This is a genomic window from Corticibacter populi (assembly GCF_004217315.1).
Classification (GTDB): Bacteria; Pseudomonadota; Gammaproteobacteria; order Burkholderiales; family Burkholderiaceae_C; genus Lampropedia; species Lampropedia populi.
Genome location: NZ_SGWR01000002.1, coordinates 851,080 through 873,643 on the forward strand (window position 1 = coordinate 851,080; position 22,564 = coordinate 873,643).

The following is a 22,564-nucleotide window of genomic DNA, read 5'->3' on the forward strand; positions in this document are numbered from 1 at the left end:
GTCCGCACGACTTACCTCAACAAAACAGTCCGGAAGTCTCCCGCCACGGGCGTCGCTGGTGGATACTTGGCGCCAACACCGTCAACCATCGCTTTGCCGCTGCACCGCCATGCCTTCCCTGCCCCTCATCGACATCAGCCCCCTCTACCAGGATGACGACGACGCGCTGCGCGCCGTGGCGCAGCAAATCGACCAGGCCTGCCGCGAATGGGGCTTCTTCTACATCACCGGCCACCCCATCACCCAGGCGCGCATCGACGCGGTACTGGGCATGATGAAGGACTTCTACGCGCTGCCGCTGCAAGAGAAGCTCCAGATCGACATCACCCACAGCCCGCACCACCGCGGCTACGGCGCGCTGTCGGCCGAGCAACTCGACCCCGCCCAACCGGGCGACTACAAGGAAACCTTCAACATGGGTTTCCACATGCCCGAGGACCACCCGGATGTGCTGGCCGGCAAGCCGCTGCGCGGCCCCAACCGCCACCCGGACATCGCCGGCTGGCAGACGCTGATGGACCACCACTACCGCGACATGCACGCTCTCTCGCTGACGCTGCTGCGCGCGCTGGCGGTGGCGCTGGGTGCCGGCAAGGATTTCTTCGACGCGCGCTTTCACGAACCCATCAGCGTGCTGCGCACCATCCACTACCCGCCACGCCCCGAAGGCAGCGGGGTGGTGCCGCACGGCGCCGGCGCCCACACCGACTATGGCTGCGTCACGCTGCTCTACCAGGACAAGGTCGGCGGCCTGCAGGTGCGCAACGCCCAGGGCGAGTGGATCGACGCACCTTCCATCGACGGCAGCTTTGTCGTCAACATCGGCGACATGATGGCGCGCTGGAGCAACGACCGCTACAAGTCCACGCTGCACCGCGTCGTCAGCCCGCATGGTGCGGACCGGTACTCCATGCCGTTCTTCGCCGAACCCAACCCGGACACCGTGATCGACTGCCTGCCCGGCTGCTTCGATGCCGACAGCCCGCCCAAGTACCAGCCCACCACCTGCAGCGCCTACATGCTCGGCCGGTTTGCCGAGACCTATGCACACCGGCGCACCGAGCCGCAGCCCGCCGGCTGACAAGCCGTTCGCATGCCATAAACTCTGCTAGAATGCGCTGCTTCGCCATGCAGCGACCCAACCAGGAGAGGTGGCAGAGTGGTCGAATGTACCTGACTCGAAATCAGGCGTACGTGCAAGCGTACCGTGGGTTCGAATCCCACCCTCTCCGCCAGAAAGCAAAGTCATTCTTTGATTTTGACCGTAAAGAAGCCACCGAACCGGTGGCTTCTTTGCTTTTGGTCACACCAATGCGACCCATGGCAATGCGTGCGGCTGAGTGCGTTGGCTTGAGCCCCCTTTTGACCTTATTCCACACAAAACCGATTGATCGCTTCTGGCATTGACAGCACCGGGGAGTTCCATGGCGAAAACCAGGCCTGCCTGCTCGCCATCGACAGCATGTGGAACTGGGCGCCAAGAAATGGCGAGACATCGGCGATCGGCCTGTTGCAGGCCTGAATTGCTGGCGTTTCCGCCATGATCGCAAAACTCGAAACCCGATTGCTCACATGTTCCGGATCAACCACGCATCGAACCGCATCGTCAAGTTGAAGGAAGTGAGTTTCTCGGAGCTTGGCTTCACGGAACGGCACCATCTTCAGGAATGGCTGGCCAACCAGCCCGACGCGCTCGGGGAGGAACTGCTGATCATCCAGAAGGAGTTCGACGGTTTCGACGACACGCGTGAGCGCTTGGACCTGCTGGCCATCGACAAGAACGGGAATCTGACCATCATCGAGAACAAGCTCGATGACTCCGGAAAAGATGTCGTTTGGCAGGCGCTCAAGTATGCATCGTACTGCTCGACGCTTTCAAAATCGCAGATCGCCGAGATATTCCAGAAGTATCTCGACAAGGCTCGGCCAGGGCAGGATGCGAAGGCGCTCATCTGCGACTTCCTCGGACAGGAGGAGTTCGCCGAAGTGGTGCTCAATCCGGGGAACGATCAGCGACTCATCATGGTGGCCGCACAGTTCCGCAAGGAAGTGACATCCACCGTCCTTTGGCTCCTCAAGCATCGCGTCTTCGTCAAGTGTTTTCGAGCGACACCATTCAAGGATGGCAATGATCTTTTCCTGACGGTCGAGCAGGTCATTCCGCTTCCAGAGGCTGAAGAACTCATGATCGGCATCTCCGAGAAAGAAGATGAAGAGCAATCATCGGAGCGCGGGCAGGCGACACGGCATCAACTGCGCACCGACTTCTGGCATGCGGCTCTCGAAGCACTACGCACGGCGAACGTCGCCCTGTACGCCAACGTCAGTCCTAGCCGAGATCACTGGCTCAACGCTGGCTCGGGCACAAGCGGCATCTACTACTCGATGATCTTCAACCGTGACGAAACGCGGGTTGACTTTGCGCTCGGCACCCGGTCGAAAGAGGCCAACAAGGCTCTATTCGACCATCTCTTCGCGCGCCGTGAACAACTGGATGCCGAATTCGGTGCCCCACTGTCATGGCGCCGCATGGACGACAAGAAAGTCTCACTCATCGAATGCGCCGCGCCTTTCGATGGGCATGACCGGGAAAACTGGCCCGTGATGATCGATTGGCTCGTCGATCACGTGAAGAAAATGGAGAAAGTCTTCGACAAGGAAGTCCCCGGGCTTCGGAACCTGGCGCGTACGCAGTTCTCGAAAGAAGCGGCGGCGTAACCAGAGGATCCAGCCGTCCCGGCTTTCGTCATGTTGTGCCCTGCGCGCCTTGCACCGCCTCCCAGTGCCGCAGCACAGACCAGGCCAGCGCCTGGTTGGGGTCGACGCTGAGCCCCAGCAATGGCGACTGCCGATGCGCCAAGGCCAGCGGCACCTCCGTGCAAGCCAGGATCAGGTGCCGGGCGCCGCGCGCTGCCAGCGCGGCGGCGGCCTTCTCCAGCAGCGCGCTGCCTTCATCGAGCGCATTGCGCTTGATGGCGTAGCAGCCTGGCGTGAAGAGCTGCTCAAGCTCCTCGCTGGTGTTTTCCAGCACGCGCCAGCCATGCTGCTGCAGCCTGTCCTGGTAAAGGCGTGCCCGCAGCGCGCCTTTGGTCGCAACGAGCCCGACGCACCGCTCCGCGCGGCCCGCTCCATCCTCGCCCGCATGGCGCTGCTCCAGGACTTCGAGCGTCGCATCCACGATGTGCAGGAGTGGCGCCGGGCTGGCCCTTCTGAGTGGCTCGATCCAGTGGTGCACCGTGTTGCAGGGCATGACGATCAACGTCGCCCCGGCCTGATTGAGGCCGGCCACGGCGTCAAGCAATTGCGGCAGCGGTGAAGGCCCGGCACCGGCAATGGCTTGCTGGCGGTCCGCGATCTGCGGCACGTTCCACACCACGGTCGGCACGTGGTCCTGGTCTCTTTGCGCGGGGGTTGACAGCACCAGCTTGTGCAGAAAGTCGACCGTGGCCAGCGGCCCCATGCCGCCCAGCACGCCAAGCCGGAACGTGGGCGGCATGGCTTCAACAAGGTGTCGGATCTCGTTCATCTGTGCAAAGGGAACATGGAGAGCCAATTGCGCGGCCATGGCGGCCAGGCTGCCGGCTTGCTGAATCTCAGGCGACCTTGGCCGCAACGTCCGGCGCGTCCGCGGGCAACTCCAGCGGGGCCTGGCCCAGCATATGGCTGCTCTCTTCGCGCAACGCCTGCAGGATCTGCTTCTTGATGGGTGCGTATGCGCGCTCCAGAAAGAGCGCATCGGGCCGGCGCGGGCGCGCGAACGGCACGTCGATGATCTCCCGGACCCGCCCGGGGTGGGCGCTCATGAGGACGATGCGATCGGCCAGGAACAAGGCCTCGTCCACGTCATGCGTGACGAACACGATGGTCGTACCGGTCTGCGCCCAGATGCGATTGAGCAGATCCTGCATGACCAGCCTGGTCTGGGCGTCCAATGCGCCGAAGGGCTCATCCATCAGCAGCACCTGGGGCCCGGGCAGCCAGGCGCGGGCAAGCGCCACCCGCTGACGCATGCCGCCCGAGAGCTGCCAGGGATAGTGGTCGGCATACTTTTCCAGGCCGATCTGCTGCAGGTAATGCCGTGCCGCAGGCAGGTAGTCCTGCTGCGCCTGCCTGGCCATGCGCGGGCCGAACACGACGTTCTGCAGCACGGTCAGCCAGGGAAACAGGTTGGGCTGCTGGAAAACCATGCCACGCTGCGGCGAAGGCCCCTGGATGGGGCGTCCATCGAGGCTCAGGCGGCCCTGGTCCTGCCGCTCGAAGCCGGCGAGCAGATTGAGTATCGTGGACTTGCCGCAGCCCGACGGCCCCAGCAGGCAGACGAACTCGCCGGCCAAGACGTCCAAGCTGACGCCCTCGAGTACGGTGAGGGTTTGCTCGGCATGCCGGCCGTGGGCAAAGGATTTCCCCACCGATTCCAGCCGGATCTTGACTGTCTGGTTCATGCGTCCTTCCCTGCCCAGGGCACCAGGCGACGCTGCAGGAGCACCAAGGCGGCATCAAAGAGGTATCCGATCAGGCCCAGCAGGAAAATGCCGACCATGACCACATCGGTGCGCAGGTAAGTGCCTGCATTGAGCACCATCCAGCCCAGGCCGGATTCGGCCGCGACCAGTTCCGCCGCGATCAGCGAGGTCCAGCCGATGCCGATGGCCAGGCGGATGGTGGTGAAGATCTCCGGCAGGGCATTGGGCAGGATGACGTGCCAGAAAATCTGGTGGCGGCTGGCGCCCAGCGTGGCCGCAGCCCGGATGCGTTGCTGCCCGACATTGAGCACGGCAGCGGCAGACCCCACCAGCACGCTGAGCAGGGTGGAGATGAAGATCAGGAAGAACTTCGAGCCCTCGCCAATGCCGAACCACACGACCACCAGCGGAATCAGCGCGATTTTCGGCAGTGGCCGCAGAAACTGGACGAACGGATCGAGCACGGCGGCCAGCCATGGCGTGCGGCCCATCAGCAGGCCCACCGGCACACCGATGGCAATGGCCGCCACAAAGGCCGAGCCGGCCCGGGCCACGCTGATGCCGATGTGGTGCCACAGGCTCGATTGCCGGTAGCCATTCTCGGCAAGATCGAGCGTGGTGCGTAGCACCTCCCCCAATGGTGGCAGCAGCAAGGGATTGATCCAGCCGGCCGTGCCGGCGATCTGCCAGAGTGCCAGAAATGCCAGCACCGATGCCACGCTGATGGCGGCCAGCTTCCATGAAGCAGAAAAGGCCAGACGCCCGCGTCTGGCCGCACGGTTCGCAGGGGCCGTCATTCAGTTCTTGCCGGCCTTGGCCGCTTCTTCCAGATAGCGGGTATTGATGGCACCGGCATAACTGGCCGGCACATCGGACTTGCGAAGCTCCCCGATGGCCGCCAGGAACTCGGCGGCTTCCTGGTAGGACCTGGCGATGCGGGAACTCGCCTTGGTGTGGCTGTCACCCAGGTAGTCCGGCGTCAGCTGCTCCTGGATGGAGGGGTATTGCAGACCACCCAGCGTGCTGCGCACGGTGTCCACCGGAATGTCCAGGTGCTTGGCGATCTTCTGCGAGGCGGCTTCCGGATCGGCCGTGTATTCATCGATCTTCTGCTGCGCCACCTGCAGGAACTTCACGATCAGCTCGGGGTTCTTCTCCGCGAATTCCTTGCGCGCCACGAAGTTGTTGAAGACCAGGACCCCATGCCTGGCCAGGTTCTGCGTGGCATAGATCTCTTTGCCGTCTGCCGCTTCGAGTTGCTGGCTGAAGGGCCCCCAGACGTAGGCCGCATCGATGTCACCGCGCTGCCATGCCGACACGATCTCGGCCGGCTTGAGGGCCACGGTGCGAATCTTCGAGCGGTCCGCGCCATTGCCATCGAGCTTGACGGCCAGTTCGAAGGCGAACTGTGCCGTCGAGTTGGCCGGATAGGCCACGCGCTTGTCCTCCAGGTCCTTGATCGAAGCGATGCCGTTCTTGACAATCAGGCGCTCGGCCGTGGCAATGATTTCCGGCGTGCCAATGACCTCAATGGGCAGCTTGCGGGCGATGCCTGCTGCGGCCGGACTGGAGCCGAAGCGGGCAATATCGATTTCCTTGGCGGCGAAGAGCGAAAGCACGTCTGCGCCGGAATTGAATCCCACCCACTTCACCGGTACGCCGAAGGCCTGATCGAATGACTTGTCGATTTGACCCAGCACCCAGGCACGCGGCCCGCCGGCCCACGCGAAACGGACCTCCTTGATTCCCTCCTGCGCCCAGACGTTTGCGCTGGAAGCCAAGGCCGCGGCGGCCAGAACCACCGCCATCAGTTTTTTCAATGACTGCACTTCACTCTCCAATAAATTGACAGGCGGAGTGTAGTTGGGCTCATTGCTTATTGGAAAGACATTGTTTCACTTAGTTTATGAATATGGGTTTTATAGGGGTTGGCATTTGCCCTTCGGGCGCGTCCAAGCATATGTTTCATTCCTATATCACAACTTCAGGCACGAAGTGCAAAGGAATCAGTAAAAAATAATAGCAAGAAGCGGCCTCATACCCCAGAATCATATGACATGCATATTTATGCATAAGTCCTTGAAAATCGCTTCCTCAATCCATGCCGAGTGCATTGCCTGCGAAGGGTCGCATCCCGAATGCCTGTGGCAGCGAGACCGGCCACCCCTGTGATGACCCATGGCACGCGCCGGGACTGCCGGGCGCGGCAAAGACTCGTGCAGCGACATCACCGAGCCGGCGCCAGCTGGCGACCAGCGACTCGGGCTTGCCGTCCTCCGCAGGAGTGGTGCCCGGCGATCGCATAAGCCCTGTCACTATTAGCTAATGGAATTTTATTGTTTGACGCTACCGCATGGCGTCATCAGAATCGGCGGTCTTTCAATCCTCAAGCGATGCGGAGTTTCCTGATGACGAATTTCAAGCGCTGGCGTATGGGCGTGCTGCTTTCCTTCATGAGCACATGGGCACTGGCCAGCGGCCATGCCGCGGAACCACGGCATGGTGGGACCTTGACGGTGATTGCACAGCCGGAGCCGGTGATTCTCACCGCAGCGCTAAGCACATCTTCGCCCACGGGGTTTTTCAGCGGAAATGTTTTTGACGGCTTGATCGAATATGACCGCGAATTCGGCCTGAAACCGGGTCTGGCGGTCAAATGGGGACTGTCGGAAGACGGGAAAATCCTGACGCTGAATCTGCGCGAGGGCGTGCTCTGGCACGATGGCGAGCCATTTACCGCGGCCGACGTCAAATGGACGCTGGAGAATGTCTGGCAGAAATACCATCCAAGGAATCAGGCGCTGTTTGCCAATGTCGAGCGTGTCGAAACGCCGGACGACCATACGGTGGTGATTCATTTCAGCAAGCCGTCGCTGGCGATTCTCAGCTCCCTCAATTCGAATGGCGCGCAAGTCTTGCCGCGCCACCTGTATGAAGGCACGGACATTCTCAACAATCCGTACAACAACAAGCCGGTCGGGACCGGCCCGTTCGTCTTCAAGGAATGGAGCAAGGGCAACCACATCGTGCTGGAACGCAATCCCCACTACTGGGACGAGGGCAAGCCCTACCTGGATCGGGTGATCTACCGCGTCATCCCCGATGCCGGGGCGCGCACCGCCGCCATCGAGAAGGGCGAGGTGCAGTACGCATTCTTCAGTCCGGTACCGGCACGCGATGCCGAGCGGCTCTCCAAGCTGCCGACCATCCAGCTGGAGACCAAGGGCTACGAGTGGCTCTCGCCCTGGCTGTTCCTCGACCTGAATGTCGAGCGCGAGCATTTCAAGGACGTGCGGGTGCGGCAGGCGATCTACCACGCAATCGACCGGGAAGCCTACAAGCGCGTGGTCTGGTTCGGTTTTGGCAAGCCGGCGATCAGCCCGGTCGTCTCGACGCTGGCGACCTTCCACGACGCTTCGGTTCCGCAGTATCCATACGATCCGGCCAAGGCCGAGCAGCTGCTGGACGAGGCGGGTCTCAAGCGTGGTGCCGACGGCACGCGCCTGCGCATCCATCTCGACTACCTGCCGTACGGGGAGGAGTTCCGGCGCAGTGCGGAGTTCTTCAAGCAGGCGCTCAAGCGGGTGGGCATCGAAGCGGAGATCCGCACGCAGGACACCCCGACCTACACGCGGCGCATCTATGGCGATCGTGACTTCGATGTCACCGTCCAGTGGTACTCCGGATTTGCCGATCCGCTGGTGGGCGTGACGCGCGAGTACAACTCCGACGGCATCGGCAAGAACATCCCGTTCACCAACGGGCCGGGCTACCGCAACGAGAAGGTCGACCAGTTGATTGCCCAGGCGCAGAGCTCCGGCAACCAGGACGAGCGCATCCAGCTGTTCCATGCATTCCAGCAGCAGGTGCAAAAGGATGTGCCATCCCTGCCGGTGCTGGAGCTGGAGTTCTTCACGCTGCATGCGGCCGACCTGAACGACACGGTCACCAGCGTCGACCAGATCTACGCCTCCTTCAAGAACGCCTGGTACACCGATCCGTCCAAGCGCTGAGATGCCGTCGAACCGGGTTTGGCGCGCGAGGGCACGTGGATTGCTCTCGCGGCTTGCGCAGCTGGTGGGGGTGGTTCTGGCCATCGCCACCATCAATTTCTTCCTGTTGCGCCTGGCGCCGGGTGATGCCGTTCAGGTCATCGCCAGCGAGGCCGGCTCCGCCTCGCAGGAGTATGTCGAGGCCTTGCGCGCGCAGTTCGGCTTGGACCAGCCGCTGTGGCTGCAGTTCTGGCACTACCTCTCGGGCCTGCTGCGTTTCGACCTGGGCTATTCGTTCCGGCATGGGGCGCCGGTTGCCGAGCTGATCGCCGACCGCCTGCCGGCCACCCTTTTGCTGATGGGCGTGAGTGTGCTGCTGGCCGTCTTCATCGGTGGCACGCTGGGTATTCTGGCGGCCTACCGCGCCGGCCGATGGCCCGATCTGCTGATCTCCATCGTCGCCCTGCTCTGCTTTGCCACGCCGCTGTTCCTCATCGGCCTGGGCCTGGTGGTCGTTTTCTCGGTCTGGCTGGACTGGCTGCCGGTTGGCGGCATGTTCAACCTCGCCGCGCAGGCGCAGGGTTGGGCCCATGTGCTGGATGTGGCCCGGCATCTGATCCTGCCGGCCTTGACCCTGGCGCTTTTCTACATGGCCGTGTATGTGCGGCTGATGCGCGCCAGTGTGATCGAGGTGCGGCGCCAGGACTATGTGCGCACGGCCGTCTCGCGCGGCAATGCGCCACTGCGCGTGCTGCTCGTCCATGTGCTGCGCAACGCAGCGCTGCCGCTGGTGACGATGCTGGGCGTGCAGGCCAGCTCCATCATCGGCGGTGCCGTGGTGGTGGAGACCGTCTTTTCCTGGCCGGGCCTGGGGCGGCTGGCCTTCGAGGCCTTGTACCAGCGCGAGCTGACCCTGCTGGTGGGGATCCTGCTGTGCAGTTCCATCCTGGTGGTGCTGGTCAACTGGCTGGTCGATTTCACCTATGCCGTCCTGGACCCCCGCATCCGGAGTGCCCGCTCATGAGTTCCGTGGCAATCAAGACCCCCGAAGCCATACGCTGGCGGCTCTCGCCGCAGCTGCGCCAGCTGGCGCGCTCGCCTTCCGCCGTCGTTGGCGCCCTGCTGCTGCTCGCGGTGCTGCTGATGGCCGGCAGCGCCGGCTGGCTTTTTCCGGAAGATCCGCTGGCCATGGTCGCGGAGCCATTTCTGCGACCCGGCGCGGACCCCGCCTTCCCGCTGGGCACCGACATGATGGGGCGGGACATCCTGGCGGGCATCTTCCACGGCGCCCGCAGCTCGCTGGCCATTGCCCTGGCCGCGACCCTGGTGTCCCTGGTGCTGGGCGTGATGCTGGGGCTGATCGGCGGCTTTTATGGCGGCTGGCTCGATGCCGCCGTGGTGCGCGTCACCGAGTTCTTCCAGACCGTGCCGCCGTTCCTGTTCGCGCTGACCATCATCGCGGTCATCCAGCCATCGCTGTGGACCATCGCACTGGCCATCGGGCTGACCTCGTGGCCAGGTCTGGCCCGTCTGGTGCGGGCAGAGACGCTGCGCCTGCGGCATGGCGAGATGGTGCAGGCCAGCATCTCGCTGGGGGCCAGCGACGCCCGCATCATCGCCCGGGACATCCTGCCCAATGCCCTGGCGCCCATCCTGGTCTCCACCTCGCTGATCGTGGCCACCGCCATCCTGACCGAGTCGGCGCTGGCTTTCATGGGCCTGGGCGACCCCAACGTGGCCAGCTGGGGCAACATGGTCGGCTCCGGCCGCGAGGTGCTGCGCACCGACTGGTACATCGCGGCACTGCCTGGCCTTGCCATCCTGGTGACGGTGCTGGGCCTGAACCTGCTGGGCGACGGCCTGGCCGATGCGCTGGATCCGCGCAGCCGGCAGTGAGTGGGGACCGAGAGCGTATGCAGCACGGAGGAGCGGCAGGCGGCCCCATCCCAACCTAAGAACCTGATCACGATCTTTTCGTGGGTCACGCAGGAGGTCAAAAATGCCGCGGGCAAGACGCCCGTCGCCGCCCAGACTGGCCGTCTGGGCAAGGCGGGCAACGCCGCCCGGTGCGTTTTTGACCTCCTGCCCTTCGGGTTGTCCCGGCAGGCGCGCGCTGCGGTGTGACAAATCCTCGCCGGGCCACCAGCCCGTCTGCGGTTTGCGCCTTGCATCGCATCACCTGTCGGGGCAACGTGGCCCGCGAAAAGATCGTGAACAGGTTCTAAGCACCAACGGCGATGGGAAGCAGCTCTGCTGCCTGGGGCGGCCGCGCCAGCGGCACGGCATCGATCAGCTGGCGGGTATAGGCGTGAGCCGGGGCGCGCCAGATGCTCTCATGGTCGCCTTCCTCGACGATCCTGCCGCCGTACATCACCAGCACCCGGTCCGAGAAGTAGTGCACCACGGAGAGGTCGTGCGAGATGAACAGGTAGGACAGGCCGAACTCCTGCTTCAGATCGACCAGCAGGTTCAGGATCTGCGCCTGGATCGACACATCCAGCGCGGAGACGGGTTCATCGCAGATGATCAGTTCCGGCTGCAGCACCAGTGCGCGGGCAATACCGATGCGCTGGCGCTGGCCGCCGGAGAATTCGTTCGGATAGCGCCTGAGCGCGTCCGACGGCAGGCCGACGGCATCGACGATCTTGCGGATGCGGGCGCGCCGCTCGGCGGCATTGCCGATCTTGTGAATGGCCAGCGCCGTCTCCAGCAGGGTCTCGACGTTCTGGCGCGGGTTGAGCGAACCATAGGGGTCCTGGAAGATCATCTGCACGCGCCGCCGATAATCGCCCAGCGCGCGGCGCGGTGTTTTCTCGTAGTGCTGTCCGCCCAGGACGATGCTGCCGGCATCGTTGTCGATGAGGCGCATGATGGCCTTGGAGAGCGTCGACTTGCCGCAGCCCGACTCGCCCACCAGGCCGACGCTCTCCCCACGCGCCACCTGCAGCGAGACGCCCTTGACGGCCTCGACCGGCCCATCCGCGCCGGGATAGGACACGCGCAGATCCTGCACGCTCAGCAAGGGCCCCGCCTGCAGGTGCTGTTCGTGGCGCTGCTCCTGCACCAGGATGCGCGGTTGGGTGGACGTCAGCTCGAAGCGGGCCTCGCCCGGCCCGCCGCCTGCCATGGCGGCGATCTCCGGCAGGCGATAGTCGTGGTAATGACGGCCATCGTCGAGGTGCAGGGCGCTGCCGAGCAGGCCCCGGCTGTAGGGATGCGCCGGGCGCTCGAACAGCGCATGCGTGTCCGCCTCCTCGACCTTTCTGCCCTGGTACATCACGGCCACCCGGTCGGCCCACTGGGCGACGACGCCCAGGTCATGGGTGATCAGCAGCAGGCTCATCGACAGTTCCTTGCGCAGCGTGCCCAGCAGCTCGAGGATTTGCGCCTGGATGGTGACATCGAGCGCGGTGGTCGGCTCATCGGCAATCAGCAGCCGCGGCCGGCAGGCGATGGCCGCGGCAATCATCACGCGCTGGCGCTGTCCGCCCGAGAGCTGGTGGGGATGGTCATGCAGGCGCCGGTGCGGCTCCGGAATGCGCACCAGATCGAGCAGTTCCTCGGCGCGCGCCAGCGCGGCCCGGCGCGAGAGCCCCTCATGCAGGCGCAGCGCCTCGCCGATCTGGAAGCCGATGCTGAGCACCGGGTTGAGCGAGGTCATGGGCTCCTGGAAGATCATGCCGATGCGGTTGCCCCGGATCTTTCGCAGCGCGGGCTCGGGCAAGGCGAGCAGGTCCTCGCCATCAAACCGGATAGCCCCTTGCAGCCGGGCCGAGGCCGGCAGCAGTCGCAGGATCGACAGCGCCGTCGTCGACTTGCCGCAGCCCGACTCCCCGACCAGCGCCACGGTTTCGGATGCGTGGATATCGAGGTTGAAATCGGTGACCGCCGCGCGCCCGGAGAACGCAATGCTGAGGTCTTCAATGGAAAGCAGGCGGGTCATTGGCGGTGTCGATCAAAGCACCCTGACGGCAGGGCGGCCCATCAGGCAGGGGAATGGAATGGCGAGGCCATGCGGCCCCATCAGTTTATGCATCCGGAACACATTGGAAACGACCGGGGACGATGAATGAAAGATAGAAAAATCATGAGCTTATCGATAAATCGTATTTATCGATCGGGGGGCCATGCATAGAATGGCCGCACCAGGCCTCGGGCCTGTCATTCCCGCCCGTGATTCCCATTTCCCGCAGAATTTCCACCAAGAACCAATGACCCGAATTTCTCTGAAACAGCGGCAGGATTTGCCGGAACACCTGCATCCGCTGTGGGACCGGATGCTCGGCTATGGCGATTTCGCCGATTCGGCCGGTGTGATGGCGCATCGCCTGCCCGTCTTCGCGCATTCCTGGCGCCTGTTGACCGATCTCGCCGACGAGGCGCTGTTGCCCAAACGCTATCTGGAGCTGGCGCTGGTCGCCGTCTCCCTGCTCAACGAGTGCCCTTATTGCGTCGCGCACCACACCCCAAAGCTCAGCATTCAGGGCATCTCCGAACAGGGCGCCACGCAGATTCTCGATTACGCGGCGCACCCGGAGCTCGATGCGGTGGATCGCCTGGTGGTGGAGTACGCCATCACCGTCACCAGGCATTGGAACCGCACGCGGGATGAAATCTTCGATCGCCTGAAGCAGCACTTCAGCGAAGCGCAGATCGTGGAGCTCACCTGGCGCATCGCCCTGTGCGGCGCCTTCAACCGCTTCAACGATGTCCTGCAGGTGGAGTCGGCGCAGCCGGCTCCTGCCGATGCGCAGCACGAGACCCCGTCGCCCGCCTGAAGGCGGCGGCACAAGAGGCCGGCATCTGCAGGGCAAGGGCCCGGCGGACCTTGCCCTGCCGAAACCACTGTGACCCGCCCCCAGCTGTCCATGACCCAAGCACGCGAGCTGCGCCTCAACACGTTCCAGATGGCCGCGCCATCCCACAACTGGGCCGGCCTATGGCGCCACCCCAGAGACAACCAGGCGCAGTACAACCGGCTGCGGTACTGGACAGAGATGGCCCGCACGGCCGAGCGCGGCCTGCTCGACAGCATCTTCATCGCCGATGTGTTCGGCATCTACGACGTCTACGGGCACAGTGCCGATGCGGCCCTGCGCGCCGCGGCCCAGTCGCCAAGTGCGGACCCGGCCATGCTCGTTTCCGCCATGGCGCTGGTGACGGGGCACATCGGCTTTGGCATCACCTCCAACCTCACCTACGACCATCCGTTCTCCTTCGCGCGGCGCTTCTCGACGCTGGACCACCTGAGCGATGGACGGCTGGGCTGGAACATCGTCACCGGTTATCTGGAAAGCGGCGCGCATGGCATGGGGCTGGCGCAGTCGCGCAGCCATGACGAGCGCTATGAGGCCGCCGAGGACTACATGCGCGCGATCTACCAGCTGTGGGAAGGCAGTTGGGAGGAAGAAGCCGTGTTGCGAGACAGGCAAAGCGGCATCTTCACCGATCCTAGCAAGGTCCACATGGTCGACCACGACGGGCCTTACTACCAGGTGCATGCCCGCGCACTGGCCGAGCCATCCCCCCAGCGCACGCCCGTGCTCTACCAGGCGGGCACATCCAGGCGTGGCCGTGTTTTCGCGGGGCGCCATGCCGAAGCCGTCTTCCTCAATGGCCAGACACCCCCCATCGCGGCACAAGCCGTGCGTGCCGTGCGTGAAGCCGCACAGGCCGCCGGCCGGGCGCCGCACGACGTGCTGGCCCTGCTGGGCGCCACGGTCATTGTGGCGCCCACCTCCGCCGAGGCGCATGACCTCAAGGAGGAGTACCGCCGCCACCTCGATGTGCAAGGGCAGCTCGCGCTGGTCTCGGGCTGGACCGGGGTCGATCTCTCGCAGCTGTCGCCGGACGATGCGCTGCCGTTCGTGCGGAGCAACGCCATCCAGTCCACCCTGGAAAATCTGACGATCCGCGCCGAAGCGCCGGCGCGCGTGCGCGACCTGATCGACTTCTCGCCCGCCGGCGCGCGCGGCCCGGTGCTGGTGGGATCGCCCGCCGAGGTGGCCGACCAGATCGAAGCGTGGGTCGCTGCCACCGACGTCGATGGTTTCAACCTGGTGCGCACGGTCATGCCGGAAAGCCTGGAGGCAATCGTCGATCTGCTGGTTCCGGAACTGCAGTCGCGCGGCCTCTTCAAGACCCGCTACCGCGAGGGCACGCTGCGGGAAAAGCTGTTTCCGTCCGGCAGCGCTTATTTGCCAGCCCGCCACCCCGGTGCGGCCTATCGACAGCAGGCCCCCCACTGAGCCTGCCGGGGCGAAGGGCCAGAGCCCAACTGAATTGCCCCGCATTTTGAGGAGGCCGTTGGGTTTAGGCTTTTTGGGTTTGGCCCGGACGCCACGCAACGCAGCATCCAGGCCTACCGACAGCCGGAACCATCCCGACAAAGACTCTGGCTGCAGTCTGCTTGGCGGATGCGAGAAAGAGGGCGGCGAATGCGCAAGCACCCCCAGTGCCGGAGCCCGGCCCCCGCGGCGATCGGCTGTTGACCGCTTTGGCCTGATGCGAAAAGCCCTGCCGCAAAGCGACCACGACATGGATGGTCGCCATTCTGAATGAATCTCCCGGATTTTCTCTGAACAGCGTCCAAAAATTGACGCTGGCGCTGATTTTGCCCTTGTTTTGATTTTCAGGAAATTGGGGGGCGCGATTGAGAATCGTGGTAATGAGCCCTGGCCAGCAAAGCATAGCGCCGGGCAAACCGGCTCAGCATTGGCTTAGAATACGGCCGCCTGACCACTTACGGAGATTCTGTTGAGAAACGCATTATTGATTGCAATTGGTTTCAGTGGCTTTCTGGCGGCAGCCCCCACCTTGGCCCAGGAAACGGCCTGCATGATCGAAGGCACTTTCAGCATCCTCGGACAAACCATCAAATCCAGGGATTGCATGCAAGCCGACCCGAATGAGAATGAAGCTGCCTTCAAGGCCTCCTGCGACCAACTGGCCAATACCTCTGCGGGCATGGGAGGTGGGCGCGGCACGATCACCTATATGAAGCAATGCCAGAAACCGGCCCAGGGGATTTGCAAGAATGTCCTGGGCAGCCAGCGCGATGCCTATTATTACGAGCGATCCGCCGAAGACTTGCGCATACTGCCGGATGGATGCCAGCGCGGCGGCGGCCAATGGCAAAGCGGTGGCTGACAGCGCGGCCATCGGCACCTGCACTGCACACGCTCCCTGTTCCGGAACCGGGCCAAACGAGCCGCCGCGGGCCCATCCCCTTCCTCTTTTGCCGCGTTGGGCCACATGGCGAGCAGGCTCCATCAGCCATGCCGCATCCCTGCAGTGAACGCGGTGCGGCTGCATCCTCCATCCCCCCACAACCGCTCGCCGTCAGAGGCGCTTGCCCCGGCAACTCCTGGCGTCCCTGCCATTCCTGCGGGCCATCTCCTGAGTCCTGAAGACGATTCTTCGCAAGTCCGGGGAGCGTCAGGCCCCGGTCTTTCTCAGAACCTGTCCAGGTGCATGTGACTGCAGGCCTGCTGCCTTGCGCACTGACGCCGAGCAGATCCTCCCCCAACCGTGACAGAAGAGAACGCGCGAGCAGAAGGCCTCGGTGGCGACGGTTCTGCCATGGCGGCCGTTCATCCATGTGGTTCATCCACCCGGCACCTGACACACCGTTGTCAAATTTACTTGTTAATGAATGAGGTAATCAATCACTACACACAAAACATTTTCAAACAATTGACCCTTCATTCAATTATGTAAAAATCCAACCTCTATGTAACAAAATAATTCGTTTTCAAGGATTTCTGCCTAGGCGCGCCATCGTTCTGAAACATTTCTGATATTTATTTGTAATATTCATTTGAAAGGCGTGGACTAGAATCCGCCGCGCTACGTACCGCATCGGGGATGCGTAGCCTAATCTCAAATTCCATAAAGGATGGGTCTCATGCGTAATCTGAATCTCAATAAGCGGAAATCCTTGGGTCAAGGCATGACCGAATACATTATTATCGTGGCGCTGATTGCCATCGCCGCCATCGGCGTCTATACGGCCTTCGGCAACGTGGTCAAGGGCCAAACCGGCGCCATGGCTGCTGAATTGGGCGGCAAGGATGGCGCGCAGGCGGCAGGCCGCGCCAAGGACCAAGGGCAGCAGGCAAACACCCGCGGAAATGCGACGCACAATCTGGGTAGTTTCCAGGAGGCCGCAGCCAAGGGCGGTCATCAGTAATCTGAATGGCAGGGGCCGGCAATATGATCGGGCCGGCCCTTTCATTTAATCATTGATGATGAAGTCCATGCACCAATTGCGACGATCCGCAGATGCACAGCGAGGGCAGGTGCTGGTCTGGTTTCTTGCCTTTTCCGTGGTGCTGGCCCTTGTTTTTGCGGGGGTATACAGCGTCGGACAGGCAACTTCCGAGAAGCAGAAGGTGGTCAACGCCGCAGATGCCGCAGCCTATTCGGGCGCATTGACCCAGGCGCGCGCCTTGAACATCGCGGCCTATACGAACAGGGCAGTGATTGCCAATGAGGTGCTGATCGCCCAGGCCGTCAGCCTGGACTCGTGGACGCATTACTTCGAGCGCGCCACCCGCTCCTATGAACAGGAATTCAAGGCGCTCAGCGCCATTCCCTATGTCGGGGTGGTGTTCAGGGCGCTGTCGGTGATCATGCAGGCAATGAACAAGCTCGCCCAGGTGCAGGAGAAGGCGCTGGACGTGGCGGTGCCTGGCCTGATCTACGCATGGGAAGGCCTCTACGCCGGATGGTATACCGGCGTGGTATCTCCGGCCTTCGCGGCACCCGTGATGGCATCGGCGTCGAACAGTGCAGCCAAAACGGTGCTGGCTCAGAGCGTGGCCACCCAGGATGGACGGTCCGATGCGGCGCCGCACATGATCAACGTGGCACCGTTATGGGCCAGGAACGAGATGGCCTGGCAGGGCTTCACCAAGCTCTACAGGAAGAATGGCAGTGGCGCCGGGAACTCCGGCGACGGCAGAAAAATCGCCGCGGAAATGATCCTCGAATCACGGGATCGATTCTCCAAGGAGCGCCCCGGCAGCGATGTCGCGATTCTGGACTCGTTCTTTGGGAATAGCAGCATGTGCATTCCCTTTACGCTCAAGGTCGGATCCGAGAAAAAGGGCGACACCCGACTGGTCAACTACGACCGCTGGGAAGCGCAGGACACCGTCGAGCTCAAGGTCAAGATGGGGCCGACTTTCTGCAGCTGGGGCAAGGGTGTGGTGGCAGTGCCGCAAGGCTGGGGCCGGGCCGTCGCGAACCAGACCCAAACCCGTGGGACGCGGCAATCCGGCAAGGCGGCGGCGCTGGCCTACCAGGACACGCACCAAATGGCGGGCTACAGCGGCATCAAGTCGATCTGGGACGTGGACAGGGATGCCAGCGGGCGCCCCAGGAACGAAGAGCTGACCTACGCAGTCGCCGTGGCCAAGGGTGGTGAGGGCCGGGCCGGCGAGATCCGTGACAGCCATGCGCTGGGCTTCATGGACCGCGAGATGACGGGGCCGCTGGGCTCCCCGGATCTGAAGCCGGGCTATGAGAACGACCAGATTGCGGCGATTGCCGAGGCTCGCATCTTCTTCGAGCGCCCGGTGCGCAACAGCCTCGACATCACCGCGGCCAGCCTGTTCCGGGCAGACGGCAACAAGGAATACGCCAGCTTGTACAACCCGTACTGGCAAGTCCGGCTGAGTTCCCCGACTGCGACGACCAAGGCACTGGTTTACAGCACCACGGGCATCAATCCGGCGTTGGTTGTCTTCTCCCAATGATCCCGGTGACGGCAGATACAGGAATCAGGAAGAAACCATGTCCGGATATTCATGCCCCGCTTCAAGCCAACGTGGGCAGGCGACGGCCGAGTTCATCGTCGCGCTGCTGGTGATGATTCCATTGTTCATGGGCGTCTACTACCTGGCCCGCTATGCCGACGTCAAGCACTCGGCCATTCAGGCCAGCCGCTATGTCGCCTTCGAGCGGACCTGGGACCCGGCCGGCAAGGTCAAGTCCGCGCAGCAGTTGGCCGACGAGACCCGGGCCCGCTTCTTCCTGCCGGTGTCGCGCAACGACGGCGTCATCAGCCACAAGGACAGTGTCGCCAATGCCAATCCGTCGAGCCACCGGATTCCCCTGTGGAGCGATCTGACCTACCAGCCGCTTCTTGCAAGATTTTCCGATGTCGCGATCAAGGAGGTGCCGGCCGGCCAGTTGAATTCCGGACTCGTCGGCGCCTTGCAGGACAAGCTTGCCAAGCCCGTGTTCAGGCTGCCCGATTCGGGCGTGATGCGCGCCGAAGTCACGGTTTCGCTGGCGGATGTGGCGCACTACGAGGTGCTGAGGAACATCCAGGTGGGGCTGCCGGCCGCCACCGCGATTGGCGCGGGAGCATGGAATGCCAGCGGCGCCAACGTCGGCAGCGACAGCGTCTGCCAGCGCATCAAGCCGGCCGTGCTGACGACCTACACGGAGCCCGCCGTGTCGGTGCTAGGCGCGCTCATGGTGCCGTTCGAGAAGTACCGGCCGGAGGGGAACCTCACCAAACCCGATTACGCGCCGCCTGGCAGTGTCAGGACCCATCCCGGCGACCAGAACCGTTCCTATCCTCAGCAGAACGGGAACAAATGTTGAGCAAGCCTTTGCATGCCGCGGGCCCGTGGATCGCCCGGCTCTGGATCCTGGCATGGCTGGCTCTGCAGCCGGCGCATGCGCAAGCCCTTTTTGTCGACAAGGCCACGCCCTGGCCCGACATCCCTGCCCCCCCACGCGCGCATGTCTCCTGGGTCTCGGAGCAGATGCGCGTCAACGGCATTCCGATGCGGGTGCAGGTATTCGAGAGCGCAGCCTCGCTGGAAGAGGTGGTGGCCCACTACCGCGCGCACTGGAAGATACCGGCCAGCCGGGCCGCCCTTCCGTCGGACAAGGCCTATGTGCTCGAACGCGATGGCGAAACCATGATCGCCCGGATCAAGGAGCCCTTTTACGACCTGGTCAAGGTGCGCGCCATGCAGGATGGCTCCTCGCAAGGAACCATGTCGAGCTCCCTGGTACTTGGCAGTGAGCCCAGGCTCGATGTGTCCAGCATCCCGTTTCCTTCCGGAGCCGAGGCGGTCAGTGTCGTCGAGTCCATCGATGTGGGGAGCCGCAGCAAGCAGGTGCTGTTCGCGGCCAGCCAGTCGTATGCGCGCGTGGTGGACTACTACCGCGTCAACCTGGCGGCGGCGGGATGGCAGCCGCTGCAGAGCCAGGCCACCCCGAACGCGCAGGGGGAAAGCGCGGCGGTCATGCTGTTCATGCGCGACAACCAACAGCTCAGCGTCTCGGCCGGGGTCGATGGCGACAGGCGGCTGACCGTCTTCAATGTCAATCTAGTTACCTTTGATCAATGACGCATATGTCCCTCAGCAAAGCCCAGCGCAGCCGTGGCGTGGCAACGGTCGAGTACTGCATTGTCTGTGTCCTCGTGATGGTCGGCCTGTTTGCAAGCGGTGCGCCAACCGAGCTGGCCGACGCCTTCAAGGCGCTGTTTCATGCCCTCACCTTTTCCGTCTCCCTTCCCTGAGGCCTGACCGTGGCAGTATCCTTCAACAAAAACTGGTTGATTCTCGTCGGCGCCCTGGCACTGGGGGCGGCGGCGTTCTACCTGAGCAACAAGACGATCTCGAACCGGATCGCCCAGATCGAGGAAGAGGCGGCGCGCGGCCGCATCATGGTTCCGGTGGTGGTGGCGGCCATCGACCTCGGTGCCGGGGATGTCATAGACAGCAGCGTGGTGGCGGTGCGCGAGATCCCACAGGACTACGTGAACGCCAACGCGGTCGTGCCGGACAGCTACGACGGCGTCGACGGCGCGGTGCTGGATGTCAACGTGCAGCGCGGCGAGCCCATCCTGAGCACCTACGTCGCCAACCGTGGCAGCAATGTGCTGGCGCTGGCCGTCAAGGACGGCCGGCGCGCGCTGACGATTGACGTGGATGATCTGAACTCCCTCTCGCGCATGTTGCGGCCGGGCGACATCATCGACCTGATGCTGACGGTCGAGCAAGAGGTCAGTGGCGGCCAGCTGCATCAAACCGAGAAGCAAAAGGTCACCTTGCCGCTGCTCTCCAACGTGGAAGTGCTTGCAACCGGGCAAAGCGTGAAAAATGCGATGCCGAGCGGCGATGGCAGCAGCCAGTACTCGACCGTCACATTGAATGTGACGCCCGAGGAGGCGACGCAGATCCTGGTGGCCAAGGAGGGCGGCACCCTGCGCGCCGTGCTGCGCGGCGTCTCCGATACGGTGGTGCCCAACCCCAGCAGGCCCCAGACGCTGGACGATGTGCTCGCCGGACTGGACATGCCCGTGCACGGGCGGCGCGGCGGCCCGGAGGTCGAATTCATCATCGGGGGATCATCACAGACCGTCAGTGGCTACTACCCCGGCAAGGCCACCGAAGCGGCCGCGCAGGAGTTGGTGCAAGGACTGGCGACGGCACTGGGCGCCGGCAGCGCCGCCCCCAACCCGCGCTCCACCGGCTCCGGCGCACAGCGCAATGGAATGACAGCAACCGGAGCCAGGCCCAATACCGGCAGTGCCTCCGCCGTTCCCGACGCGGTGGGCAGCCTGGCGACGTCGGCCACGGGTGGGCTGGCGCCTGCCGCCGGCTCGACTCCGGCATTTGCCCCATCGAACTGATTCCCCCAAGTTTTCCCATCGCTGTCATGATCACTTCACGTTTTTGCCCAGCTCCTGTGTCGTCTTCCGCCGCGCTGCTCAGCGCGCTGCTCGTGCTTTGCGGCATGGAGGCGCATGCAGATGCACCGCCCGAGTTCTTCAACGCGCAGCCGCCGGCAGCGGCACAGCCGTCCGCACCGCGCGCCACCACGCCGCGCCTGGCCGCGGCGACCAAGTCCAACCTCACGCTGTACGCCGGACAAGTCAAGGTGCTGAATCAGGCCGATGTCGAGCGGGTGGCCATCGGCAATGGCGCTTTGTTGACCGCGTCGGTGCTGGCCGATCGGCAGATCGTCCTGCTCGGCGAGAAACCCGGCGCGACCACCCTGCACGTCTGGCTGCGGGGCGGCCGGCAGCTGACCTACGAGGTCACGATCACCGCCGACATCACGGAAAAGACTGCATTCGAGATGCAGCAGCTGTTGCTGGCCTACCCGGAAATCCGCGTCAAGGCGGTGGGCGAGCGCATCGTGCTCGACGGCAGCTACCCGACTTCGGAAGCCGCCGTCAAGGTTGGCAAGATCCTGGAGGCGTATCCGCAGGTGCTGAACCTGATCGACGACCGGCCGGGCGACATGACCGTGCATCCGGACCAGATGGTTCAGCTGGATGTGAAGGTGGTGGAGGTCCGCAAGCAGGCGCTGGACAACATCGGCATCAAATGGAGCAATCTGGGGGTTGCGGGCCCCACATTGGCAACCTCCGGCTACTTCTACGCCAACACGACGTGGCGCGGCACCAACCAGGACAATTATCCGACCACCAACTCGTCGCGCCCGTTCGTGACCTACTTCGGCCTGGCCACGCAGATCACGTCGGTACTGAACTTCCTGGAGTCCAACGGCGACAGCTGGACGCTGGCCGAACCCCGCATCAGCAGTGTCAGCGGCGGCATCTCGAAAGTGCAGGTCGGCGGGGAAATTCCGATTCCGGTCAATTCCGGCTTCGGCCAGATCAGCGTCGCCTACAAGCCATATGGCGTGATGCTGGATTTCCGCCCGGTGATCGACAAGAGCGGCAATGTGCGCTCCACCATCATCGCCGAGGTCAGCCAGCCCGACCGCTCCTACGGCACCGGCGATTTCGTCGCCTTCACCACCAACCGGACCGAGACCGAGGTCAGCCTCAAGGAGGGCGAGACACTGGTGATCTCGGGCCTGTTGAAGAACGTGGGCGCGCGCAACAAGGAGGGCATCCCGGTCGTTGGCCGCGCGCCGGTGGTCGGCCGCCTGTTTTCGTCGGAAGAAACCTCCAATGAACAGACGGAGATGCTGGTGGTGGTGACGCCGCGCCTGCACGCGGCGGCCGCGGACCGCGAGGCGACGCTCGCTGGCGAGGCGGCCTACCGGAACATGAACGCGGTCAAATCCATGATCGAGACCAAGCTGGAGCGATAAGGACATCCC

The 22,564-nt window shown here is 63.6% G+C and carries 20 protein-coding genes and 1 tRNA gene; 16 read left to right on the forward strand and 5 right to left on the reverse strand.

The window, feature by feature from the left end:
• The first annotated feature begins 109 nt into the window (after nucleotides 1-109).
• From EV687_RS10015 to EV687_RS10025, 3 genes are all read left to right on the forward strand, one after another.
• Nucleotides 110-1,081 carry a 2-oxoglutarate and iron-dependent oxygenase domain-containing protein gene (locus tag EV687_RS10015; RefSeq protein WP_122230247.1) on the forward strand — a complete coding sequence of 324 codons (972 nt, stop codon included), beginning with the start codon at nucleotides 110-112 and terminating at the stop codon, nucleotides 1,079-1,081.
• A 64-nt stretch (nucleotides 1,082-1,145) separates the two neighbouring features.
• Nucleotides 1,146-1,235 (forward strand) — tRNA-Ser (locus tag EV687_RS10020).
• 229 nt (nucleotides 1,236-1,464) lie between these two features.
• Nucleotides 1,465-2,718, forward strand: a complete 1,254-nt coding sequence (locus tag EV687_RS10025) for a DUF4268 domain-containing protein (RefSeq protein ID WP_207226422.1) — start codon at nucleotides 1,465-1,467, stop codon at nucleotides 2,716-2,718.
• 28 nt (nucleotides 2,719-2,746) lie between these two features.
• Here EV687_RS10025 and cuyB read toward each other — a convergent pair whose 3' ends face one another.
• The 4 genes from cuyB to EV687_RS10045 form a co-directional block, all read right to left on the reverse strand.
• Nucleotides 2,747-3,496 (reverse strand): cysteate racemase, encoded by a 750-nt coding sequence (gene cuyB / locus EV687_RS10030; protein ID WP_122230243.1) that lies wholly within the window; start codon nucleotides 3,494-3,496, stop codon nucleotides 2,747-2,749.
• Nucleotides 3,497-3,593: 97 nt separating this feature from the next.
• On the reverse strand, nucleotides 3,594-4,442 hold the full coding sequence (locus EV687_RS10035) for an ABC transporter ATP-binding protein (RefSeq protein ID WP_122230241.1): 849 nt from the start codon (nucleotides 4,440-4,442) through the stop codon (nucleotides 3,594-3,596).
• The gene (locus EV687_RS10040; RefSeq protein ID WP_122230239.1) at nucleotides 4,439-5,260 is read right to left on the reverse strand and encodes an ABC transporter permease; all 822 of its coding nucleotides are present in this window, start codon (nucleotides 5,258-5,260) and stop codon (nucleotides 4,439-4,441) included. The genes EV687_RS10035 and EV687_RS10040 overlap by 4 nt, the downstream gene beginning before the upstream one ends.
• On the reverse strand, nucleotides 5,261-6,292 hold the full coding sequence (locus EV687_RS10045; RefSeq protein ID WP_242612567.1) for a taurine ABC transporter substrate-binding protein: 1,032 nt from the start codon (nucleotides 6,290-6,292) through the stop codon (nucleotides 5,261-5,263).
• Between the two features lie 579 nt (nucleotides 6,293-6,871).
• Between EV687_RS10045 and EV687_RS10050 the strand changes: the two genes are divergently transcribed.
• From EV687_RS10050 to EV687_RS10060, 3 genes are read left to right on the forward strand one after another with little or no spacing between them, the layout of a single operon-like run.
• A complete protein-coding gene (locus tag EV687_RS10050) occupies nucleotides 6,872-8,476 on the forward strand; it encodes an ABC transporter substrate-binding protein (protein ID WP_122230235.1) in 1,605 nt (534 codons plus the stop codon).
• 1 nt (nucleotide 8,477) lies between these two features.
• The gene (locus EV687_RS10055; RefSeq protein WP_122230233.1) at nucleotides 8,478-9,479 is read left to right on the forward strand and encodes an ABC transporter permease; all 1,002 of its coding nucleotides are present in this window, start codon (nucleotides 8,478-8,480) and stop codon (nucleotides 9,477-9,479) included.
• Nucleotides 9,476-10,351 (forward strand): ABC transporter permease, encoded by an 876-nt coding sequence (locus tag EV687_RS10060; RefSeq protein ID WP_122230231.1) that lies wholly within the window; start codon nucleotides 9,476-9,478, stop codon nucleotides 10,349-10,351. Before EV687_RS10055 ends, EV687_RS10060 begins: the two co-directional genes overlap by 4 nt.
• 325 nt (nucleotides 10,352-10,676) lie before the next feature.
• Here EV687_RS10060 and EV687_RS10065 read toward each other — a convergent pair whose 3' ends face one another.
• Nucleotides 10,677-12,398 (reverse strand): ABC transporter ATP-binding protein, encoded by a 1,722-nt coding sequence (locus EV687_RS10065; protein ID WP_122230227.1) that lies wholly within the window; start codon nucleotides 12,396-12,398, stop codon nucleotides 10,677-10,679.
• Between the two features lie 193 nt (nucleotides 12,399-12,591).
• Here EV687_RS10065 and EV687_RS10070 point away from each other — a divergent pair, with 193 nt between their 5' ends.
• The 10 genes from EV687_RS10070 (at nucleotide 12,592) to EV687_RS10110 (ending at nucleotide 22,555) form a co-directional block, all read left to right on the forward strand.
• Entirely contained in the window at nucleotides 12,592-13,233 is a 642-nt protein-coding gene (locus EV687_RS10070; protein ID WP_242612568.1) for a carboxymuconolactone decarboxylase family protein, read from the forward strand.
• A 90-nt stretch (nucleotides 13,234-13,323) separates the two neighbouring features.
• Nucleotides 13,324-14,703, forward strand: a complete 1,380-nt coding sequence (locus EV687_RS10075) for an LLM class flavin-dependent oxidoreductase (RefSeq protein WP_122230223.1) — start codon at nucleotides 13,324-13,326, stop codon at nucleotides 14,701-14,703.
• A 508-nt stretch (nucleotides 14,704-15,211) separates the two neighbouring features.
• On the forward strand, nucleotides 15,212-15,604 hold the full coding sequence (locus EV687_RS10080; RefSeq protein WP_130466485.1) for a hypothetical protein: 393 nt from the start codon (nucleotides 15,212-15,214) through the stop codon (nucleotides 15,602-15,604).
• 757 nt (nucleotides 15,605-16,361) lie between these two features.
• The gene (locus tag EV687_RS10085; RefSeq protein ID WP_207226423.1) at nucleotides 16,362-16,646 is read left to right on the forward strand and encodes a pilus assembly protein; all 285 of its coding nucleotides are present in this window, start codon (nucleotides 16,362-16,364) and stop codon (nucleotides 16,644-16,646) included.
• A 67-nt stretch (nucleotides 16,647-16,713) separates the two neighbouring features.
• Nucleotides 16,714-18,216 carry a pilus assembly protein TadG-related protein gene (locus EV687_RS10090; protein WP_162846635.1) on the forward strand — a complete coding sequence of 501 codons (1,503 nt, stop codon included), beginning with the start codon at nucleotides 16,714-16,716 and terminating at the stop codon, nucleotides 18,214-18,216.
• 37 nt (nucleotides 18,217-18,253) lie between these two features.
• Nucleotides 18,254-19,072 carry a TadE family protein gene (locus EV687_RS10095; RefSeq protein WP_122230214.1) on the forward strand — a complete coding sequence of 273 codons (819 nt, stop codon included), beginning with the start codon at nucleotides 18,254-18,256 and terminating at the stop codon, nucleotides 19,070-19,072.
• On the forward strand, nucleotides 19,069-19,830 hold the full coding sequence (locus EV687_RS10100) for a hypothetical protein (RefSeq protein ID WP_147474991.1): 762 nt from the start codon (nucleotides 19,069-19,071) through the stop codon (nucleotides 19,828-19,830). The genes EV687_RS10095 and EV687_RS10100 overlap by 4 nt, the downstream gene beginning before the upstream one ends.
• Before the next feature lie 5 nt (nucleotides 19,831-19,835).
• Nucleotides 19,836-20,003, forward strand: coding sequence for a hypothetical protein (locus tag EV687_RS18940; RefSeq protein WP_162846634.1), 168 nt, complete (start codon nucleotides 19,836-19,838; stop codon nucleotides 20,001-20,003).
• A 9-nt stretch (nucleotides 20,004-20,012) separates the two neighbouring features.
• Nucleotides 20,013-21,119 carry a Flp pilus assembly protein CpaB gene (gene cpaB, locus EV687_RS10105; protein ID WP_162846633.1) on the forward strand — a complete coding sequence of 369 codons (1,107 nt, stop codon included), beginning with the start codon at nucleotides 20,013-20,015 and terminating at the stop codon, nucleotides 21,117-21,119.
• Nucleotides 21,120-21,175: 56 nt separating this feature from the next.
• The gene (locus tag EV687_RS10110) at nucleotides 21,176-22,555 is read left to right on the forward strand and encodes a type II and III secretion system protein family protein (RefSeq protein ID WP_162846632.1); all 1,380 of its coding nucleotides are present in this window, start codon (nucleotides 21,176-21,178) and stop codon (nucleotides 22,553-22,555) included.
• Nucleotides 22,556-22,564 lie beyond the last annotated feature (9 nt).